Here is a 17,875-nt window from a genome sequence, read left to right on the forward strand (position 1 = left end):
TCTCAACTCATCAGCCTTTCATCAGTGCCGCGTACTTTTCCGCTATGCGCTTCGATTTTTCCGCGGCGAGTCCGCAGTAGCGCGCAGGGTTTTCGAAAAACGTTTCCGCATCTTCGACTCCGAGCTTTTTCAGCTGTTCGGTTATTTTATTAAAAGCATCCGTGTGGCGCTTCAGCACGGCAAAAAACGGCTCTCCAGTCTTTTCACATTCGAGCGTAATCTTTCTGACGATTTCATGACCGTCGTTCACTCCCGCTTCTCCGAGCAAAATATACGCCGGTTCCGCAAGTACGCCGCCCCTTACTCTGCCACCCGCATTTTCAAGCGTTTTCGCCATCGCTTCCGTGTCCGCCTGCAAACCGGACACGACTTTTTTCATGCGGCTCACCGCCATCGTAAAGCCTGCGACGTAATCGGCGATAAACCGCTGGCTCGCGCTGTTCGTCAAATCGCGCTGATGTTCCGAAATCTGATCCATGTAAAACGTGATGACGCGGGGACACATCGCTTTCCACAAAGACTTTACGTGCTCGCTGTTCCACGGATTGCGCTTTTGCGGCATCGTACTCGAACCGACTTGCGTCGAACTGAAATACTCGAACACTTCTCCGATCTCCGAACGCTGGAGATTGCGCAAATCGTCGGCGAGGTTTGCGATGATGCCGAAGGCGGTATTACATTCGAGCAGCAGGCGTAAAAGGTATTCCGGTTCGACGAGCTGGTTCGAATATTCGCTCGCTTCGAGACCGAGAAAGGCGAGATAGCGCCGCTCCAAATCTTCAGGGTCTTTGACGATCATCGAAAGCCCGTTGTACGCTCCGACGGGGCCTGCGAGTTTTCCCTTCAGCTGCTTTGCAAGCTCTTCGATTTTAATAATCGATTTTCCGAGCCTCGAAACGAATTCCGCAATCGTCCAACCGAAGGTGATCGGAACGGCGTGCTGTCCGTGCGTGCGTCCGACTTGCGGCGTTTCGGCATCGCGCAGCGCGATATCGCAGAGCGCCCTTTCGAGCGCTTTCAGTTCCGGCACGGTGACGTTTTGCATAACGTCTCGCATGCGAAGTGCAAGCGCAGTATCGAGTATGTCGACGCTCGTCGCACCCAAATGAACGAAGGGCGCGATTTCACTCGGAACCGTCCGCTTCATTACATTGACGAGCGCGCGGATATTATGCTGCGTCTTTTCTTCTTCGGCGTACACTTCTTCGGGATCGACGCTATTTGCCGCCGCATCGATCGCCTGCTCGATTTCAGACGTGAGCGCGCCTCTTACCGCGAAATGCGCTTTTACGAGAGCTGCTTCGGCTTTCGCGCACGAGCGCACCGCCGCCTCTTCGGAAATGCAGCGCGCGAGTTTATCGTATACGTCTTTTTCGGAAATCGAATAACGGTGATCCACCGGCGAAATATTTTCAAAAACGGAACGGGTTTCCATAAGTGAAGTATGCAGGAAAAGCGAAAAATTTGCAATGCGCTTCCGCGCGGACACTTCGAATTTATTTTAATAAAATTTATTAAAATGACAAAGGGGGAAGTCTCCCCCTCGTTCCCGCCCGCATCACTCCGCAAGCGAAAAACCGTCTTTTACGCCTGCTCCGTTCATGCGGTCGTCCGCTGCCCCTTCCAGCAGGGACACCCCGCAACGCCCCGTGTGCGCTTTATCAGCGGGCGGAAGACGGGGAGCGTGTTATATTGATATTGCCGCTTTCGGTTTTTACTTTGAGCAATGCTTCTTCGTTTTTATATCGTGCGGAGCCGCTGCCTTTCGCCTCCGTATTCGTAAATGCGTCTTTGACTTTGCCGGCAACAGCTGCGTATTCGAGCAGGTAGCCGTCGTTTTCCGGCAGCGCTATGTTTACCGAACCGCTTTCGCATTCGAACGACGCTTCTTTCACCATCGTTTCCGCGTTGAAATTGATCCCGCCTTTTTGCGATGCCGCGTCGATATAATCGCACGAACCGCTATAGCGTATGTGACCTTTTTCCGCCGCTATATGTGCATTGTGCGCATCGGTTTTGCCGCACACGATCATGCCCGTTTCACTTGCGAGCGAAAGCGCCGTAAACGAGCACGCATCGAACACGATTTTACCGCCCGAAGTCTTTACGTCGAATACGCCGCATGTAAAGCCGCTTACGCTGACGGCTCCGCTCGTCGTTTTGACCGAAACGAAAAAATTATTAATTTCTACCGGCATCGTACGCGGCACTTTTATATCGATTGAAGTGTTGTCGAGAGAAGAGGGGTTTTGCCTGTCTTCGGCGATGACGACGGCGTTGTCTTTGAGGAGCGCATAGGGTCTGTCGTTTTGCGTGCGGTCTGATGTGATCGCAAGTTCGATGCGCCCTTCGTCCCATTGACAAAATTTCAAATCGCACGAAGACAGGTCCGCTTTGATTTCGGATATCCTGTCCGATTGGAAAAATACCGTTTCGGTTTTCGCTTTTTCTTTGCCGCTTTTTGCCGGTTTTTCCGCTTTGGCGCCGGACGAACGGCTGATCAGCAGTATTTCCGCGCCCACGGCGAGGACGAGCGTCGCAATTATCGCGATCGCCGTCTTTGCATTGTGATCCATACAGCTTCCTGTTTTCTTAGTTTATATTTTCGATGCGGTTGCCCCGTGCGCTGACATTCGATATTATTGTAGTGTAAATGTATGAAAAAGACAAATGCAATGCGCATCCTTGAAAGCGCGCACATTCCGTATGAAACGGCTTCGTACGACGATGACGGAGAACACGAACTCGGTCGAGGAGCGGCGGAAGCGCTCGCAAAAAAAATCGGTGTCGATCCCAAGCTCGTATTTAAAACGATCGTCATGCGTACGGAAACGAAAGAACTGTGCGTGTTTTGCGAAAGCGCGATGCGCGAAATCAATTTGAAAAAAGCGCGGGCGGCCGCAGGCGCGAAAGAAATCGAGCCGGTAAAACCAGACGAACTTTTGCAGTTGACCGGCTATGTGCGAGGCGGCTGTTCGCCGCTCGGCATGAAGCGAAAGTACCGCACATTTATAGACAGGTGCGCGCTCGATTGTGAAAAAATCTACATCAGCGCCGGAATGCGCGGAGAGCAGATCATCATCAAACCGGAAGATTTGATAAAAGCCTGCGATGCCGTCGTATGCGATTTGGTCTTATAAAACAGGACTCGTACTCTCCCGCGCACCGCTGCGGCATTTTTTGAAGTCGATACCTTCCGCAATGCCGCTTTTTAATGACTTTGTTCGGTATCGTATCTGACGGCGATTTGCACTCCGTCTTCCGCGATTAAAGACTTCGCCTTATTTTTTTTTGCCGGCGCGTATCTTTGCAAACAGTTTTCGAAGCACGCCGATTTTGCCGAAGCAAATCCAATACAGCAAAAATGCGACGCACACGATCGGTATGCCGAAAATGATTATGTACAAAACGACGAATATAAAGTTTGCAAAAAATCCAACGACGGTTTCACAGAATTCGATAAACGCAGATTTCAAATCGGGAAAAATAAATCCTCTGTCTTCCGCGTGGTTGTACGGCAGGTGCGCTTCGATATAGATTTCCGAATAATCGATCTGCTTGGACAGGCGATTGAACTGCCCCTGCATCTGCTCCAGTTCTACCGTGACATCGTTTATTTTCGTTTCGATTTCGAGCATGTCTTTCATATTTTTCGCTTCCCGAAGATACGATTGCAAGCGTTCGAGTAAAACGCGGCGCGTTGCCAAACGCGAATCCAAATCGTAAAAGCGGTCGGTAACGTCGACGCTGTCCGCGGATTTCGAAACGATTTTGCCGATAGCGCCGGACGACGACATCGCATCGTCAAAAGCGGAAGAGGGGATGTGCACCGTCATGCCGAGCGAGCGGCCGTCTTCCGAAAAATCCGAAACATAACCGCCGAAGCGTTTCGCCCATGCTTCCGCCGCCGCCTTCGTTTCGGCAAGGCTCGAAACTTCAAAACGGATATTCCCCGTACGGATGAGCTTGCGGTTTTCGGGCAGAGGCGGCGCGGCATCGGAAAGAGTGCCGGCGGATTTTTCTTCGGCCGCATAGACGCCGCCCGCTCTCATAGGCGCACTGTCGGCTGTGTATTTCATTGCGGCAAAGTTTTTGTGCGCGCCGCATCCGGTCAAAACACCCGCCGCAGTAAAAATTATTAATAAAATTATCGATCGTATCCGTTTCATCAATACCTCCGGTATATTTTACTAACAACCGAAATGCCGATACGATACAGGCCGTGCGAAATGTATCGACTTTTGCAGCACTATGCTTGCGTGAAGACCGGCGATTTGATACGATGAATCGATGAGCAGAACCGTCACCGTCAAAGCCGATATACGCGATACCGCCGCACTGCTCGGCGAATTTTTCGATGCCTTCGATTTTTATTCGGACGAAGACAAACGAAAAATCGAAGCGGCATGGAATCTCCTCTGTGAAAAATCGCGCGGCAAAAACCGATCCGACGGCTCTCCGTATTGCCTGCATCCGCTCCGCATCGCATACATCCTCGCGCAAAACAAAATGGATTCCGAATCGATATGCGCAGCTTTGCTCCACACGATATACGATTTCGGCGTCACGAAAGACGACATACGTAAAGCGTTCGACGAAAGCGCTTCCCGCCTCATCGACGGCACAACGAAGATCATGCATATGCCGGTCGGACATTCGACGATACAGCAGGCGGAAGCCGTTCGCAAAATGCTTTTTGCGATGGTCGACGACGTGCGCATCATCCTTATTAAAATCGCCGACAAACTCGATCAGATACGCTGCATCGATACGCTTCCCGAAGCGACACAGCGCACACTTGCCGCAGAGATAATCGACATTTGGGCGCCGCTTGCGGACAGGCTCGGCATGCAGGAAGAAAAAAACGAATTCGAAGATTTAAGTTTAAAGTACACGAATCCCGATGTGTTTTTGCAGATCAAAGCGATCGTTGCGCAAAAAAAAGACGAGCGGAACGCCTACCTCGAAAAAGCCGTAGAGCAGATCCGTTCGGCTGCACAAAAGGCGGGCATCCGCATCGCTATCACGAGCCGCGCAAAACATTTTTATTCGATTTATCAAAAAATGCGAAAACGCAACGTGTCGCCCGACAAGCTTTATGATCTGCTTGCGCTCCGCATCATCTGCGACGAAAACCCGGAATGCTATACGATCGTCGGCATCGTGCACAATCTCTGGAAGCCGCTCGACGGGCGCTTTAAAGATTATATTGCCATGCCGAAGGCGAACGGCTACCGGTCGCTGCATACGACCGTCATGTGTGACGGGAAACCGCTCGAAATACAGATACGCACAAAAGCGATGGACGAAGCGGCCGAACACGGTATCGCAAGTCACTGGCTATATAAAAAAGGAAAGAGCCGCGACTTTGTCGACATCGAACATCTCGGCATATTCAACGAACTGCGCGAGCTGCGCGACGGTCACGTTTCAGACGAAAACTTTTTCAGCGCGCTGAAAAGCGATCTGCTCGGCGATGAAATCTACGTGTTTACGCCGAAGGGGCAAGTCGTACAGCTCCCGGCAGGCTCGAACGCGATCGACTTCGCATACCGCATTCACTCCGCTATCGGTGAAAAAATCGTCGGCGCAAAAGCGGACGGAAAAATCATCCCGCTCGTCGAGCCGCTGCAAAATACACAGATCATCGAAATCCTCACGAACCCACAGGCGCACCCGACGGCTTCTCAGCTCGCGGCGGTAAAAACCGCAAAAGCGCGGCAAAAGATACACGCGTGGCTCACCGCACACGATCCGACCTTTGCCGACAAAGCGAAAGCGGAAACGGCGCAGACCGCAAACGCTCAAGCTGCCCGAGAAATTCAGGAAACGAGGCGGCATAAAAAGGGAACGGGAGCACGCACCGATACGGTACAGGGAACGGGCAAAATACGCATCGGAAGTTCGACGAATTTTTTCGTTACCTTCGCGCAGTGCTGTAAACCGAAATACCCCGATGCGATCGTAGGTTATATTTCGCGGAACAGGGGCATCACCGTGCACCGCGCCGACTGTCTCACCTACCGGCGCATTCAGGACATCGAACACCGCTCCATCGAAATCGACTGGGATGTGGAAAAAAAATAATCGATATGCACGGTGCAATCGCGAGGTACCGACGACAATCGGCGGCAAGAGCGACGGAAGCGCAGTATACACAACGCGCTTTTTATGCTATAGCTACGGAAATGCCAATTCCAATGAGGTTCTTATGAAAAAAATACAATCCTATACCATCGCATTGCCGTTCGTACTGGTCGGTGCGCTCGCATGCGTTTCGTGCAAGTCGGTCGAATCTGCGCAACATCAATCGCAAAACGACGCGTATACGCAGCAGACTCCCGGAACGCAGATAAAAACTTCGAAAGCCGATCCCGATGCGGCCGGCAGTGCTGTACAAAAGAACAAAGGAAACGCTTTTGTCAATTTTTTTACCGGCGGACAGCAGGACATCGAAATCGATATGACGCGCGTATTCCAAAAGACTGCGTTCGGCACGCTGAAAGAGGAAGACGCTCTGTGCATTTACAATATTGAAACGGGGCTTTCGGGATTTGCCGCATGGTATCGCGGCGGCATGTATCACGTGCTGCTGACTAAATCGGGGCGCGCTCTGTTTCGCGAAGCCGTCGATCGATATCTCGACGATTTTGAAAACAAACGGCTCAATAGAAAAGGATCGCATACGAAAGAATACGGAGAGCATTCCGTTTCGCTGCAGTGGGGATCCTTTGCCACGATGATCGGAAACCGCGCACGGTCGAAAGTGCAGTTCGGCTATGAATTCAAAGACGGCTCTCCCTATTTTTTGCTTTCCGTGCCGTCGGCTGAAAACGAACAGTACAATGCCGGCCGTTCGAAGATTTCGGCATCGTTGACGCTCAGGTTTTATTTTACGAAAGCGATGACTTCGCAGATGATGAACGCACTCGCCGAAGAAAACATAGAAACTGCGATTGCACCGTATATGCAGCGCGTCCAAAGCACGGGCGAAAAACCGGCACGCGACGACTATTGAGCGGGGCGAAAAAGCGGGCGCTTTTCGAGCGTTACCGGCCGTAGGGGGACGGGCACGAGCCCGTATTCCGACGCAAAGCGGAGGAATGGAGGCGAAAGCCGGAACCCCGAAGGACGGGACGGCAGCTTGCTGCCGGAACGCCCTTAAATTAATAATTATTAATCAACAAATACAGTCGGAGATCAGTCTTTTCGCCGGCGGATTTCTTTTTGGCACAGCTCGTCGCACAGTTCGTTGTATTTGATTCCCGCGTGTCCTTTTACCCACGACCATGAGATGTCGCGCGAAGCGGAAAGGGCATCGAGCTTTTCCCAAAGATCGCGGTTTAAGACGGGTTTTTTCGCCGCAGTGCGCCAGCCGTTTTTTTTCCACGAGCGGATCCACGATGTGATACCGTTTTTGACGTATTGACTGTCGCAAAAAATATGCACCGCCCGCCCGCCGTACTGAGGATTTTGCACGACGGCGGAGAGCGCTTCGATAGCCGCAGTGAGTTCCATGCGGTTGTTCGTCGTCGATTTTTCTCCGCCGCTCAGCGTTTGTTTTTTTTCCCCGTCGATGATGACGCAGCCCCAGCCGCCGGGTCCGGGATTTCCGCTGCAGCCGCCGTCCGTGTAGACGACGAGCGCTTCGTTTTCAAAAGGTTCGGTCATGGCAAATCCACAGCAAATCGCTTTTTACGGCGCGCTTACACCAGTCCCTGCGCGATCATCGCACGGGCGACTTTGACGAATCCCGCGATATTCGCACCGGCAACGTAATCGCCTTTTACGCCGAACTCTTTCGCCGTATCGTATGCGTTGTCGTGAATGTTCGTCATGATCCGCTTCAGCTTCGTATCGACTTCTTCAGCCGACCACGAAAGATGTCCGCTGTTTTGGCTCATCTCAAGACCGGAAACGGAAACGCCGCCGGCATTCGAAGCTTTGCCGGGTGCAAAGAGTACGCCTGCGTTTTGGAACTTCACCGTCGCTTCGAGCGTGCTCGGCATATTCGCACCTTCGGCAACGAGCCGGACGCCGTTTTTGATAAGCATATCGGCATCTTTCCCGGCAAGTTCGTTTTGCGTCGCGCACGGAAATGCGCAATCGACTTTTACCGACCACGGCTTCGCATTTGCGGTAAACTTCGCTTCGGGGAATTTTTTTACGTATTCGGAAATACCTTTATGCGCGGCACGGAATTTTTTTACGTAATCGAGTTTTTTTTGCGTAATGCCCTGTGCATCGAATATGAATCCCGTGTGATCGCTGAGCGTCACCGGTTTTGCGCCGAGCTGGATCAATTTTTCTACGGCGTACTGTGCGACGTTTCCGTCCCCGGAAACCGAACATATTTTTCCGGCAAAATCCTCGCCGACTTTTTTCAGCATGCACTCCGCAAAGTAAATGAGCCCGTAGCCCGTCGCTTCCGTGCGGATGAGAGAACCGCCGAAGTCGAGTCCCTTACCGGTAAGCACGCCGGAAAACGTATTCGTAATGCGCTTATACTGCCCGAACATAAACGCGACTTCGCGCGCACCCACACCCTTATCGCCTGCAGGCACGTCGGTGTCGGGTCCGATGTGGCGGTACAACTCCGTTACGAAAGATTGGCAAAAGCGCATCACTTCCGCGTCCGATTTTCCGTGCGGATCGAAATCGCTGCCGCCTTTTCCGCCGCCCATCGGGAGCGTCGTCAAACTGTTTTTGAGCGTCTGCTCGAAACCTAAAAATTTCAAAACCGAAAGATTCACTTCGGGACTGAAGCGCAGGCCTCCCTTGTACGGGCCGATCGCGCTGTTGAATTGCACGCGGTATCCGCGGTTGATGTGAGGTACGCCCTTATCGTCCGTCCACGGCACGCGGAACATAACGGTGCGTTCCGGCTCTACGAAACGCTCGAGGACAGCATTGCGCTCAAGTTCTTTTTGCATCTTTGCGACGGCGGGTTCGATCGTTGTCAAAACTTCCTGAACCGCTTGGAGGAATTCGCTCTGATCCGCATTTTTCAGCTGAACGTCTTCCCAAATCCGTTTGACGTATGCATTTTTCATTTTCTTGTACCTTCTTATCCGGCCGAGTTTATTGAAGCCGAATAAATTATAGTAGCGCAAATCGCCGTTTTTGGGTAGTATGTGGTATGACTCTCTATGTTACCCGCCACGGCGAAACCGAATGGAATGCGAAACACATCATCTCGGGGCTTGCAGAAATTCCGCTCGCGGAAAAAGGTTTAGAGCAGGCAGCTTCTCTCGCTTCCCGCCTCGCCGACCGGCAAAACGATTACCGCATCAAACACATACTCGTCTCGCCTTTGGGGCGCGCGCGCAAAACCGCATCCTACATCGAAAAAGCGCTCGGCATCGAAGCCGTCGTCGAAGAACGCCTGCACGAAATCAATTTCGGCGCATTCGAACACACGAGTACAAGGGGCGCGGAATTCCTCGCGATAAAAGCGAATCCGTATAAACGTTTTCCCGGAGGCGAATCGCTGCTCTATGCCGCGCACCGCGTTTACGGAGCGATCGAAGATGCCCGCGCACGCTATGCGCCCGATAATCTGCTCTTTGTGTGCCACGGCATGGTTTCGTCCCTTATAAGCACGTACTTTCAAGATTACGAAACCATCGAAGAATTCACGGATTGTCGCTTTGAAAACTGCGGCTTGCAGATATATGAGTTCAAATGATAAAACGCATGCGGGTTGTATCGTACGGATATTGTTTCGGGCAGCTTTTTGCGCCTGCGTCGCAAAAATCGGGCTTTTCGGGTTCTTTATAATTGCACAACGACTAAATCTTCAGATTTAGGAGCTGTGCAATTCATGGGTGCGCGAGCGCATAGGTATATGAGTGAGTTTTCGAAGGAAAACTCAACATTAAACGGGACGCGCCATTTCAGCGTTCCGTTTAAATGTTCCGCCTTCGGCTCCATTCCTTCGGAACTTCCGCCCCTCCGATCCCTGCCGCACATCTCCCGTGCCGAATTAATAATTATTGAATTATACATGAGGATATACGATGAAAAAACAAACGATACTATTGACTTCGGCACTGCTGTGTACGGCAGCACTCGCTTTGCTGTTTTTTGTATTCGGACGAAAAAGAAGCGCTAAAGCCGCCGGAACGGAAACGGCATTTTTGACAAAAGCTCCGGAAGCGTCTGCCGTGCGGAAAACGGCGGAAGAAGTGCGGCGGGAACAAGACGAGACCCGCGTTCGCTCCGTCATTTCGAACATGAGCGCTCGTGCGCGCGAGACGATAATCATAAACGATTACGGAGAGTTTATTGCGGATTTAAAAGCCGTGCTCAAAGAAGACACGCAAAACCCGAAAGACGATCTTTCGCTTTTGACCCTCGTCGACAAAACGCACCCGCTTCCGGACGGCTACGCGCCCGCCCGCCTCATTCCGCTCGTCAAAAACGATGCGTTCAACGTTATTCGAAACGATCTGTCGCTGAGACCCGAAGCTTACGAAGCCCTCGTCGTTATGGGACGCGCGGCGCGGAACGACGGCGTTACCCTACTCGTAAGCTCTACATACCGATCCTATGAATATCAAAAAAAAGTGTTCGAGCGGTGGGTACAGATCGACGGACTTGCAGAAGCCGAACGCGAAAGTTCGCGGGCGGGTACGAGCCAGCACCAGACCGGTCTCGTCATCGACTTCGGTTCCATCGACAATACTTTTGCAAATACCCGTGCGGGTGCGTGGATGCGCGATCACGCCGAAAGCTACGGCTGGAGTTTGAGTTTTCCCGACGGCTATGAAGACATAACCGGCTATCGCTGGGAAAGCTGGCACTTCCGCTACATCGGAAAAACCGCATGCGCGTTTCAAAAAAAATACTTCGGCGACATCCAGCAGTTTATGCTCGAATTCATCGACGCGTGGAAATCTTTATGATCGAGGCAATCACGCTCATCGTCCGAAGCGAAGACGAACACGATGAAAATGTATTAAAAAGCAAAGCGGCGGAAGCGCTTGCGAAAAAAAACATCCGTGTCCGAACCGAAGACATACGACTCGCAGTCGTAAAGCGCTCGATCGATGCACGGCACGGCCGTATACGTATCTGCCTCGTCTGCAAAGCGTATATCGGAGAAACTCCCGACGAGCGCTCTGCAAGCTCGCTCCCGGTATGGAAGTTTGCCGACGGATCGAAGCGCGTCGTCATCGTCGGCTCCGGCCCCGCAGGATTGTTCGGCGCGCTCCGCCTGCTTGAAGACGGCATCACGCCGATAATCGTCGAGCGGGGCGAAAAAACGGACGATCGCAAAAAGACGATAGCGAAGATCGGCACGCAGGGCTCCGTCGACGGCGACAGCAATTACTGTTTCGGAGAAGGAGGCGCCGGCGCGTTCAGCGACGGAAAGCTTTACACGAGAAGTACAAAACGCGGAAACGTCGGCCGCATTCTTTCCGTGTTCAAATTTTTCGGTGCGTCCGAATCGATCCTCACCGACGCGCATCCGCACATCGGCACGGACAAGCTTCCGAAAATCGTAAAGGCGGTGCGTGAAAAAATCATTTCGCTCGGCGGCGAATTTCACTGCTGCACGAAGTGCGTGGATTTTCTCACGGAAACGGAAGGCGGCAAAAAACGCATCACGGGGATCGCCGTACAAGACACGAAAACGGGAGAACGGCACACGATAGAAGCGGACGCGGTGCTGCTCGCATCGGGACACTCGGCGAACGACATATATGAACTCGTCGCGCAATACGCTCAGGAAGCGCTCGAAGCGAAAACTTTTGCGGCGGGCGTTCGCGTCGAACATCCTCGAGAGCTCATCGATGCGATTCAATTTCACGGAAAAGATTTTCACTCGGCGGAATACCGCCTCACGACGCAAGTGTCGGGGCGCGGCGTCTATTCTTTTTGCATGTGCCCCGGAGGCTTTGTCGTGCCGTCTGCGACAAGCGATGACGAAATCGTCGTAAACGGCATGTCGACAAGCGCACGCAATTCGAAGTGGTCGAATGCGGCGATTGTCGTCGAAACGCGGCCGGAAGACATTCCCGAAGAATTTATTAAAAAAGCGGGCACCTGCCCTGCCCTTGCGGGCTTATATTGGAGAGCGCATCTCGAACGCGAAGCGAAGCTGCACGGAGAAGGACAAGCGGCTCCCGCTCAGCGCATGGAAGATTTTCTTTCGCACCGCAAAAGCGACACGCTTCCTCCGACGAGTTTTACGCCCGGCGTCGTCTCAAGCAGACTTGACGAATGGCTTCCTCCGCACATCGAAGCGAGGCTCGAAAAAGCGTTTGCCGATTTTAATAAAACGATGCGCGGCTTTATCTCGCCCGACGCGCTCCTGGTCGCCGTCGAAACGCGTACGTCGACACCCGTTCGCATACTGCGGGATAAGGAAACCGGCGAATGCGTTTCGATCGCGCGCCTCTACCCGGCAGGCGAGGGTTCGGGCTATTCGGGCGGCATCGTATCGTCGGCTATGGACGGAGAGCGCGCGGCGGCCATCATCGCACAACGCCTTTCCGCGCATATAGTTTAAGGCAAGGCCGAACGAACGCTCGGCGGCTTTTGTCAATCGAGTGCAGGAGGATATTCGTTGCACAAGAGGCGGTACGGCGCTTCATCCTCTTCGATCTTCGGGAATCGCCCGATCGCTTCGTAAAAGCGGTTGTCGGTCGTATCGTCGTTGCACTGCGACACTTCGCCGATCAGCACGCTGCCGCTGTTCGGCACGACATGAAACGCGTGATATTGATGCGGCCAAATCGTAATGCTTTCGCCGTTTTTGAGTTCCACTTTCGAACCCGCTTTTACATAATAGGAGCGCCCGTCGGAATTCACGAGAACGTCCGTATCTGCAAGCCCTCCGTTTCCGTCGTCGTTGTACAATTCGATGAGCAAGGTGCCGCCGCCTCGATTGATGATATCTTCCGATTTGTACCAGTGAAAATGCATCGGCGCTTTCATATCGTCCCTGAGAAACAACAGTTTTTCCGCATAAACCTTTTTATATTTCGGATCGTGCTGATTGCCATTGCGCAGCGTAATCAATCCGAATCCGATTTTATCGAAATTGTTAAGACCGAAATCGGTGATATCCCAGCCGAGCATATTGTCGCGGATTTCGTCGTACTCGTGCCCCTTGTCCTTCCATTCATTCGGCGTCCAATGACAAAACGGCGGCAGATGAAATCCGTTATCGGAAATCAACTTTTCCATCTCTTTGATCACGCTGTTGATTTTTGAGCGCTTCACGACAGGCCTCCTTGAAAGTCGGGGAGTAAAAAAATCCGCTTCGCAAATTCACTGACAAACGGAATGCACAGTTCCGACCTTTCGTTTAAACTTTTCAATAAGCGGGACTCCAGTATAGCACACTGTCTGAAAATATGCCATCATTCCGTAACCGTATAAATCTGTTGACAAATTTCAAATATCGGACTTATAATTGGAACAATTCTCATTCATCAATCTGGAGGCTTTGAATGAAAAAACTGCTAACGTGCATCCTTTTTTGCACATCGTTATTTGCATTCTTTTCATGTGCAAAAAAAGAGCAAAAAACGACGCTGAATTTTTTGGAAACGATGACCGCTCCCGATCGCACCGCGATTATCAAACAGATAATTGCCGATTTCGAGCAACAGCATCCGAACGTCACGATCAACCTTATCTCTCCGCCGTATGATCAGGCACAAAACAGGGCTTCGCTGATGCTCACAAACGAAGACCCGCTCGATATCATCGAAGTGCGCGATTACGATGTGCGGCAATATGTCAATAACGGAAAATTAACGAATCTCGAAGACATGATTGCGAAATGGGATGAAGGCAAAGATTTGCTTCCTATCACGATGGCGTGTGCACGGACGACGGACAATACGGCCTACATTCTGCCGCAGTTTTTGTATGTCAAAGCGCTTTTTGTCCGTACCGATATCCTTGCGGCAAACGGCATTACGGAAGCGGATTATCCGAAGACAAACGAAGAACTCTATGCGCTGTGCCGTAAAATCACCGACCCTGCAAAAAATCAATTCGGTTTCGATTTCAGAGGTAAAGCGAACGAATTCAAAATTTCCGATCTGCTCATCCTCGCCGATGTCGACAACATCGATCCGAACAATGTATACAAAACGCTCGACGGCAAATTCTCATTCGCGGAACCGAGCGCACTTTCCGCATTGGAAGATTATATCGCCATGTTCAAATCAAGCGTTCCTTCCGACGGAATCAACTGGGCGTTCAACGAACAGGTCAACTCCTTCGTTTCCGGTATAACGCCTTTCCTCATTCAGGATCCGGATACGGTCGGTTTGCTCGACACACAGCTCGGACGCGACAAGTACACCGTCATTCCGCTCACTGTCGGCAAGAGCGGCAAAGCCCCGATCGATTACGGCTATGCATCGCTTTCGATCCCGTCGTATTCGAAGAACAAAGAACTCGCATGGGAATTCATCTCGTATATGTCTTCAGCGAAAGTGAATGCCGAACTGTGCAAAAAATACGGTCCGCTGCCGACACACATTTCAACATTTAAAGACGATCCGTATTTTTCTACGGGCGTTTACAAGGCGTGGGACACACAGTTCAGCTCTCCGGATAAATATCTTCTCGTCAAGTTTCCGCTCGACGATGAAAAATGGCCGGGCTGGCCGCAGGCACACGAGCAATATATGCAGTCGGCATTGCTCGGAAACATTTCGGCAGAGGATCTCATTCAAAAAAGTACAGACTACTGGAAATAATAATAATTATTAAGAGACAAACAGGAGGGGGTTCCGGGATCGCCGGCTCCCTCCCCGTCAATGATATCTAAGAGGATTACAATGAAATACCACAACCGCGTCTACAGGCTTATGGTGCTGCCTGTTTTTATTATTTTGACGCTGTTTATGTACTGGCCGGTTTTACGCGGCGGTTTTATTGCGTTTCAGCATTATACGCTTTTTGATTTATCAAAAGTCAGATTTAACGGTTTCGATAATTTTTTAGCGATAATTAAGGATGCCGATTTCCCGTTTTTTCAAATTTTATCAAACACCTTAATATGGATTTTCGTTTCATTGATTCTTCAATTCATTCTGGGATTTACGCTCGCACTTTTGCTACAAAAACCGTTCCCGTTGCGCGGTCTTTACAGCGGTCTCGTCTTTTATTCATGGACGCTGTCGGGCTTTGCGATCGGTTTGGTATGGGCTTGGATTTTTAACGGTCAGTTCGGGCTTGCAAACGATATACTGCTGCGGATCGGACTTATAGAATCTCCGATCGGATTTCTTTCGAATCAAAAGATCGCGATTTTCTCCGTCGTCATAGCGAACGTGTGGTACGGCGTACCGTTTTTTGCAATCATGCTGCTTGCCGCACTGCAATCCATTCCGAAAGAACTGTATGAATCCGCCGAACTTGACGGTGCAGGTCCCTTTGTGCGCATGTTCGGTATAACGATCCCCTATATTTTACCGACCATCATCAGTACGACGCTTCTGCGTACCATGTGGATCATGAATTTTCCCGACATCATCTATGCGATGACGGGAGGAGGTCCGGCAAACAGCACGAATATTTTAGCCACGCAAATGATCAACAAAATTCAAAAAAGTTACAACTACGGTCAGGGTTCCGCCGTCGGTGTAATGATAATATTCATATTATTGCTCTACGCGATAGTATATTTGAAAATCGTAAACAAAGGAGCGGACAAATGAAAAAAAACGGTGTCGTGGAATTCAGATCCGCATTTCGCATCTTTGCACTGGCTCTTTTTCTCATCGTCGCAATAGCGCCGTTGTATTGGATCATCGTCACATCTCTTAAAGGCCCGAGAGAAATTTATTCCAATCCGATAAAATATTTTCCGAGCCGTATCACTTTTGAAAGCTATAAAAAACTTTTCAGCTTTAGCAATTTCGGCAATTATTTTTTTAACAGCGTCGTACTGTCTGTCGGAGCGGCTTTTGCCGCGCTTATGATAAGTATGTTCAGCGGCTTTGCCCTGTCGCGCTACAAACGTCCGCGCGAACGAAACAGGATCGTTCTCGCGTTTTACTTTACGCAGATGATCCCCAATTTTATCATCATGATGCCGCTGTACACGATGATGGCGAAGATGCACCTTACGGATAATCTGGTAACGATGGGCGTACTTTATACCGCAACGTCGGTTGCATTCAGCACGATTATGGCAAAGAGCTTTTTTGACAATATTCCGACGGCGTTGGAAGAAGCCGCGCTGATCGACGGGTGTAACACGCTTCAAGCGATATTTTACGTCATCGTGCCGGTCATGTTTCCCGGTCTCGCTGCAATTTTTTCTTTCTCTTTTGTTAATATTTGGAACGAACTGTTTTTGGCGGTGATGTTTTTATCGTCGGAAACAAAAATGACGATTCCCGTCGCGCTCAATTCGTTTATTTCGAAAGCGGGCGTTTCATGGGATATACTCAGTGCGGGGATCGTGATCGCTCTTCTTCCCACGATGATCATCTTTGCCTTTACGCAAAAGTACATCGTCGCAGGCTTGACCGAAGGCAGCGTAAAAGAATAGGGCATATCTGAAAACTGAAGTTTTTGGAAGTTCCCGATAATTTGGAGGCATGATTATGGAAAAGGATATCACCGAGATCCTTCATCACATGGGAGAAGATGCACTCCCGCTCAACGCGGTAAGCCCGCCGATTTTTCAAACATCGATATTCTGTTTCAAATCCTTCGACGATTTTAAGGGTGCGCTTGCGGACGAACCGTCGCACTTTATTTATTCGCGCGGAAATAATCCGACGGTCAACCTGCTCGAAAAAAAGATTGCCGCGCTTGAACACGGAGAACGGGCAAAGCTCGTTTCGTCGGGAGTCGCAGCGATCTCCGCAGCCGTCATGGCGTTTTTGAAAACGGGCGATCATGTCGTCGCAGTGCGGGACAGTTATTCGTGGGCGAAATATTTATTTACGACGTATTTGGCCCGCTTCGGCATCGAAACGACGTATGTTGACGGTACCGATCCGGAAGATTTCGAACGCGCCGTAAAACCGAATACGAAACTGTTTTATCTTGAAAGCCCGACGACATTCACATTCAAATTGCAGAATCTTTCCGCCGTCGCACAAATTGCCAAAAAGCACGGTATCAAAACCGTCATCGACAATACATGGTGCACGCCGATTTTTCAAAACCCGATCGATTGCGGCATCGACCTTACCGTGCATTCCGTAACGAAATATATGGGCGGAAACAGCGACGTCGTCGCAGGCGTCATAGTCGGTTCCGACGAAGACGTCAAAAAGATTTTTGAAAGCGAATTCCAGCTGCACGGCACCGTTCCCGATCCCTTTATGGCATGGCTCGTTTTGAGGGGACTGCGGACGCTGCATATCCGTATGCCGGTGCATTTTGAAAATGCAAAGAAAGTTGCGGCGTATTTACAGAGCAGAAGCGAAGTCGAAGACGTGTTGTATCCGTTTTTGCCTTCGTATCCGCAATACGATCTTGCAATGAAACAGATGAGAGGAGGCGCCGGTCTTTTTTCGTTCAGATTCAAAACGCGCAAGCTCGATGAGATACGAAAATTCACCGATGCTCTGAAGATGTTTAAACGCGCGGTAAGCTGGGGCGGTTATGAAAGCCTCGTCGTCCCGGCAGCCGTTTCCCGGTATCCGAACGATGTTATTCCCGATGACAGGATTTCGCTGATACGGCTGCACATCGGACTTGAAACGGCGGACAGTCTCATCTCCGATCTCGATGCGGCGATCGCGGCGATGAAATCGTAATGGTCTGAATGTCGAGTTTCGAAAGTATTTTTAAATAAAGCGCTGCTTACGGCGATGCCCCGTCCGCTTAGCCGCGGTCGAGCTTTTGGAGCAGACTTTCGTAAGTCTAACGCTCGAAACGT

General features: G+C 50.9%; 16 protein-coding genes. 10 read left to right on the forward strand and 6 right to left on the reverse strand.

The window, feature by feature from the left end:
• Positions 1-10: 10 nt before the first annotated feature.
• Both JSQ97_RS06275 and JSQ97_RS06280 read right to left on the reverse strand, forming a co-directional pair.
• Complete coding sequence (locus JSQ97_RS06275; protein ID WP_205075275.1) at positions 11-1,435, reverse strand: lyase family protein; 1,425 nt, start codon at positions 1,433-1,435, stop codon at positions 11-13.
• A gap of 226 nt (positions 1,436-1,661) precedes the next feature.
• Positions 1,662-2,576 carry a DUF4097 family beta strand repeat-containing protein gene (locus JSQ97_RS06280; protein WP_205075276.1) on the reverse strand — a complete coding sequence of 305 codons (915 nt, stop codon included), beginning with the start codon at positions 2,574-2,576 and terminating at the stop codon, positions 1,662-1,664.
• Positions 2,577-2,657: 81 nt separating this feature from the next.
• Between JSQ97_RS06280 and ybaK the strand changes: the two genes are divergently transcribed.
• Positions 2,658-3,140: a Cys-tRNA(Pro) deacylase gene (ybaK, locus tag JSQ97_RS06285; protein ID WP_205075277.1), complete on the forward strand. Its 483-nt coding sequence runs from the start codon at positions 2,658-2,660 to the stop codon at positions 3,138-3,140.
• Between the two features lie 141 nt (positions 3,141-3,281).
• Here ybaK and JSQ97_RS06290 read toward each other — a convergent pair whose 3' ends face one another.
• Positions 3,282-4,169 carry a DUF4349 domain-containing protein gene (locus JSQ97_RS06290; protein ID WP_205075278.1) on the reverse strand — a complete coding sequence of 296 codons (888 nt, stop codon included), beginning with the start codon at positions 4,167-4,169 and terminating at the stop codon, positions 3,282-3,284.
• 121 nt (positions 4,170-4,290) lie between these two features.
• Between JSQ97_RS06290 and JSQ97_RS06295 the strand changes: the two genes are divergently transcribed.
• On the forward strand, positions 4,291-6,087 hold the full coding sequence (locus JSQ97_RS06295; RefSeq protein ID WP_205075279.1) for a RelA/SpoT family protein: 1,797 nt from the start codon (positions 4,291-4,293) through the stop codon (positions 6,085-6,087).
• A gap of 124 nt (positions 6,088-6,211) precedes the next feature.
• Positions 6,212-7,018, forward strand: a complete 807-nt coding sequence (locus tag JSQ97_RS06300; RefSeq protein ID WP_205075280.1) for a hypothetical protein — start codon at positions 6,212-6,214, stop codon at positions 7,016-7,018.
• A 182-nt stretch (positions 7,019-7,200) separates the two neighbouring features.
• Here JSQ97_RS06300 and rnhA read toward each other — a convergent pair whose 3' ends face one another.
• Together rnhA and gdhA are read right to left on the reverse strand one after the other, a co-directional pair.
• Positions 7,201-7,671: a ribonuclease HI gene (gene rnhA, locus JSQ97_RS06305; RefSeq protein ID WP_205075281.1), complete on the reverse strand. Its 471-nt coding sequence runs from the start codon at positions 7,669-7,671 to the stop codon at positions 7,201-7,203.
• A 35-nt stretch (positions 7,672-7,706) separates the two neighbouring features.
• A complete protein-coding gene (gene gdhA, locus JSQ97_RS06310) occupies positions 7,707-9,053 on the reverse strand; it encodes an NADP-specific glutamate dehydrogenase (RefSeq protein WP_205075282.1) in 1,347 nt (448 codons plus the stop codon).
• Positions 9,054-9,139: 86 nt separating this feature from the next.
• On the opposite strand from gdhA, the gene JSQ97_RS06315 reads away from it, so the two are divergent.
• The 3 genes from JSQ97_RS06315 (at position 9,140) to JSQ97_RS06325 (ending at position 12,517) form a co-directional block, all read left to right on the forward strand.
• Positions 9,140-9,688: a histidine phosphatase family protein gene (locus JSQ97_RS06315; protein ID WP_205075283.1), complete on the forward strand. Its 549-nt coding sequence runs from the start codon at positions 9,140-9,142 to the stop codon at positions 9,686-9,688.
• Between the two features lie 331 nt (positions 9,689-10,019).
• A complete protein-coding gene (locus JSQ97_RS06320) occupies positions 10,020-10,907 on the forward strand; it encodes a M15 family metallopeptidase (protein WP_205075284.1) in 888 nt (295 codons plus the stop codon).
• On the forward strand, positions 10,904-12,517 hold the full coding sequence (locus tag JSQ97_RS06325) for an NAD(P)/FAD-dependent oxidoreductase (protein ID WP_205075285.1): 1,614 nt from the start codon (positions 10,904-10,906) through the stop codon (positions 12,515-12,517). Before JSQ97_RS06320 ends, JSQ97_RS06325 begins: the two co-directional genes overlap by 4 nt.
• A gap of 32 nt (positions 12,518-12,549) precedes the next feature.
• Here JSQ97_RS06325 and JSQ97_RS06330 read toward each other — a convergent pair whose 3' ends face one another.
• Complete coding sequence (locus JSQ97_RS06330; protein WP_205075286.1) at positions 12,550-13,233, reverse strand: D-lyxose/D-mannose family sugar isomerase; 684 nt, start codon at positions 13,231-13,233, stop codon at positions 12,550-12,552.
• Positions 13,234-13,463: 230 nt separating this feature from the next.
• Between JSQ97_RS06330 and JSQ97_RS06335 the strand changes: the two genes are divergently transcribed.
• The 4 genes from JSQ97_RS06335 (at position 13,464) to aar (ending at position 17,753) form a co-directional block, all read left to right on the forward strand.
• Entirely contained in the window at positions 13,464-14,729 is a 1,266-nt protein-coding gene (locus tag JSQ97_RS06335) for an ABC transporter substrate-binding protein (protein ID WP_205075287.1), read from the forward strand.
• Between the two features lie 81 nt (positions 14,730-14,810).
• Positions 14,811-15,692, forward strand: coding sequence for a carbohydrate ABC transporter permease (locus JSQ97_RS06340; RefSeq protein WP_205075288.1), 882 nt, complete (start codon positions 14,811-14,813; stop codon positions 15,690-15,692).
• Positions 15,689-16,531 carry a carbohydrate ABC transporter permease gene (locus JSQ97_RS06345; RefSeq protein WP_205075289.1) on the forward strand — a complete coding sequence of 281 codons (843 nt, stop codon included), beginning with the start codon at positions 15,689-15,691 and terminating at the stop codon, positions 16,529-16,531. Before JSQ97_RS06340 ends, JSQ97_RS06345 begins: the two co-directional genes overlap by 4 nt.
• A gap of 55 nt (positions 16,532-16,586) precedes the next feature.
• Positions 16,587-17,753: a bifunctional L-alanine/L-glutamate racemase gene (gene aar, locus JSQ97_RS06350; RefSeq protein ID WP_205075290.1), complete on the forward strand. Its 1,167-nt coding sequence runs from the start codon at positions 16,587-16,589 to the stop codon at positions 17,751-17,753.
• Positions 17,754-17,875: the final 122 nt, after the last annotated feature.

Source organism: Treponema sp. Marseille-Q4523, assembly GCF_016901105.1.
Classification (GTDB): domain Bacteria; phylum Spirochaetota; class Spirochaetia; order Treponematales; family Treponemataceae; genus Treponema_D.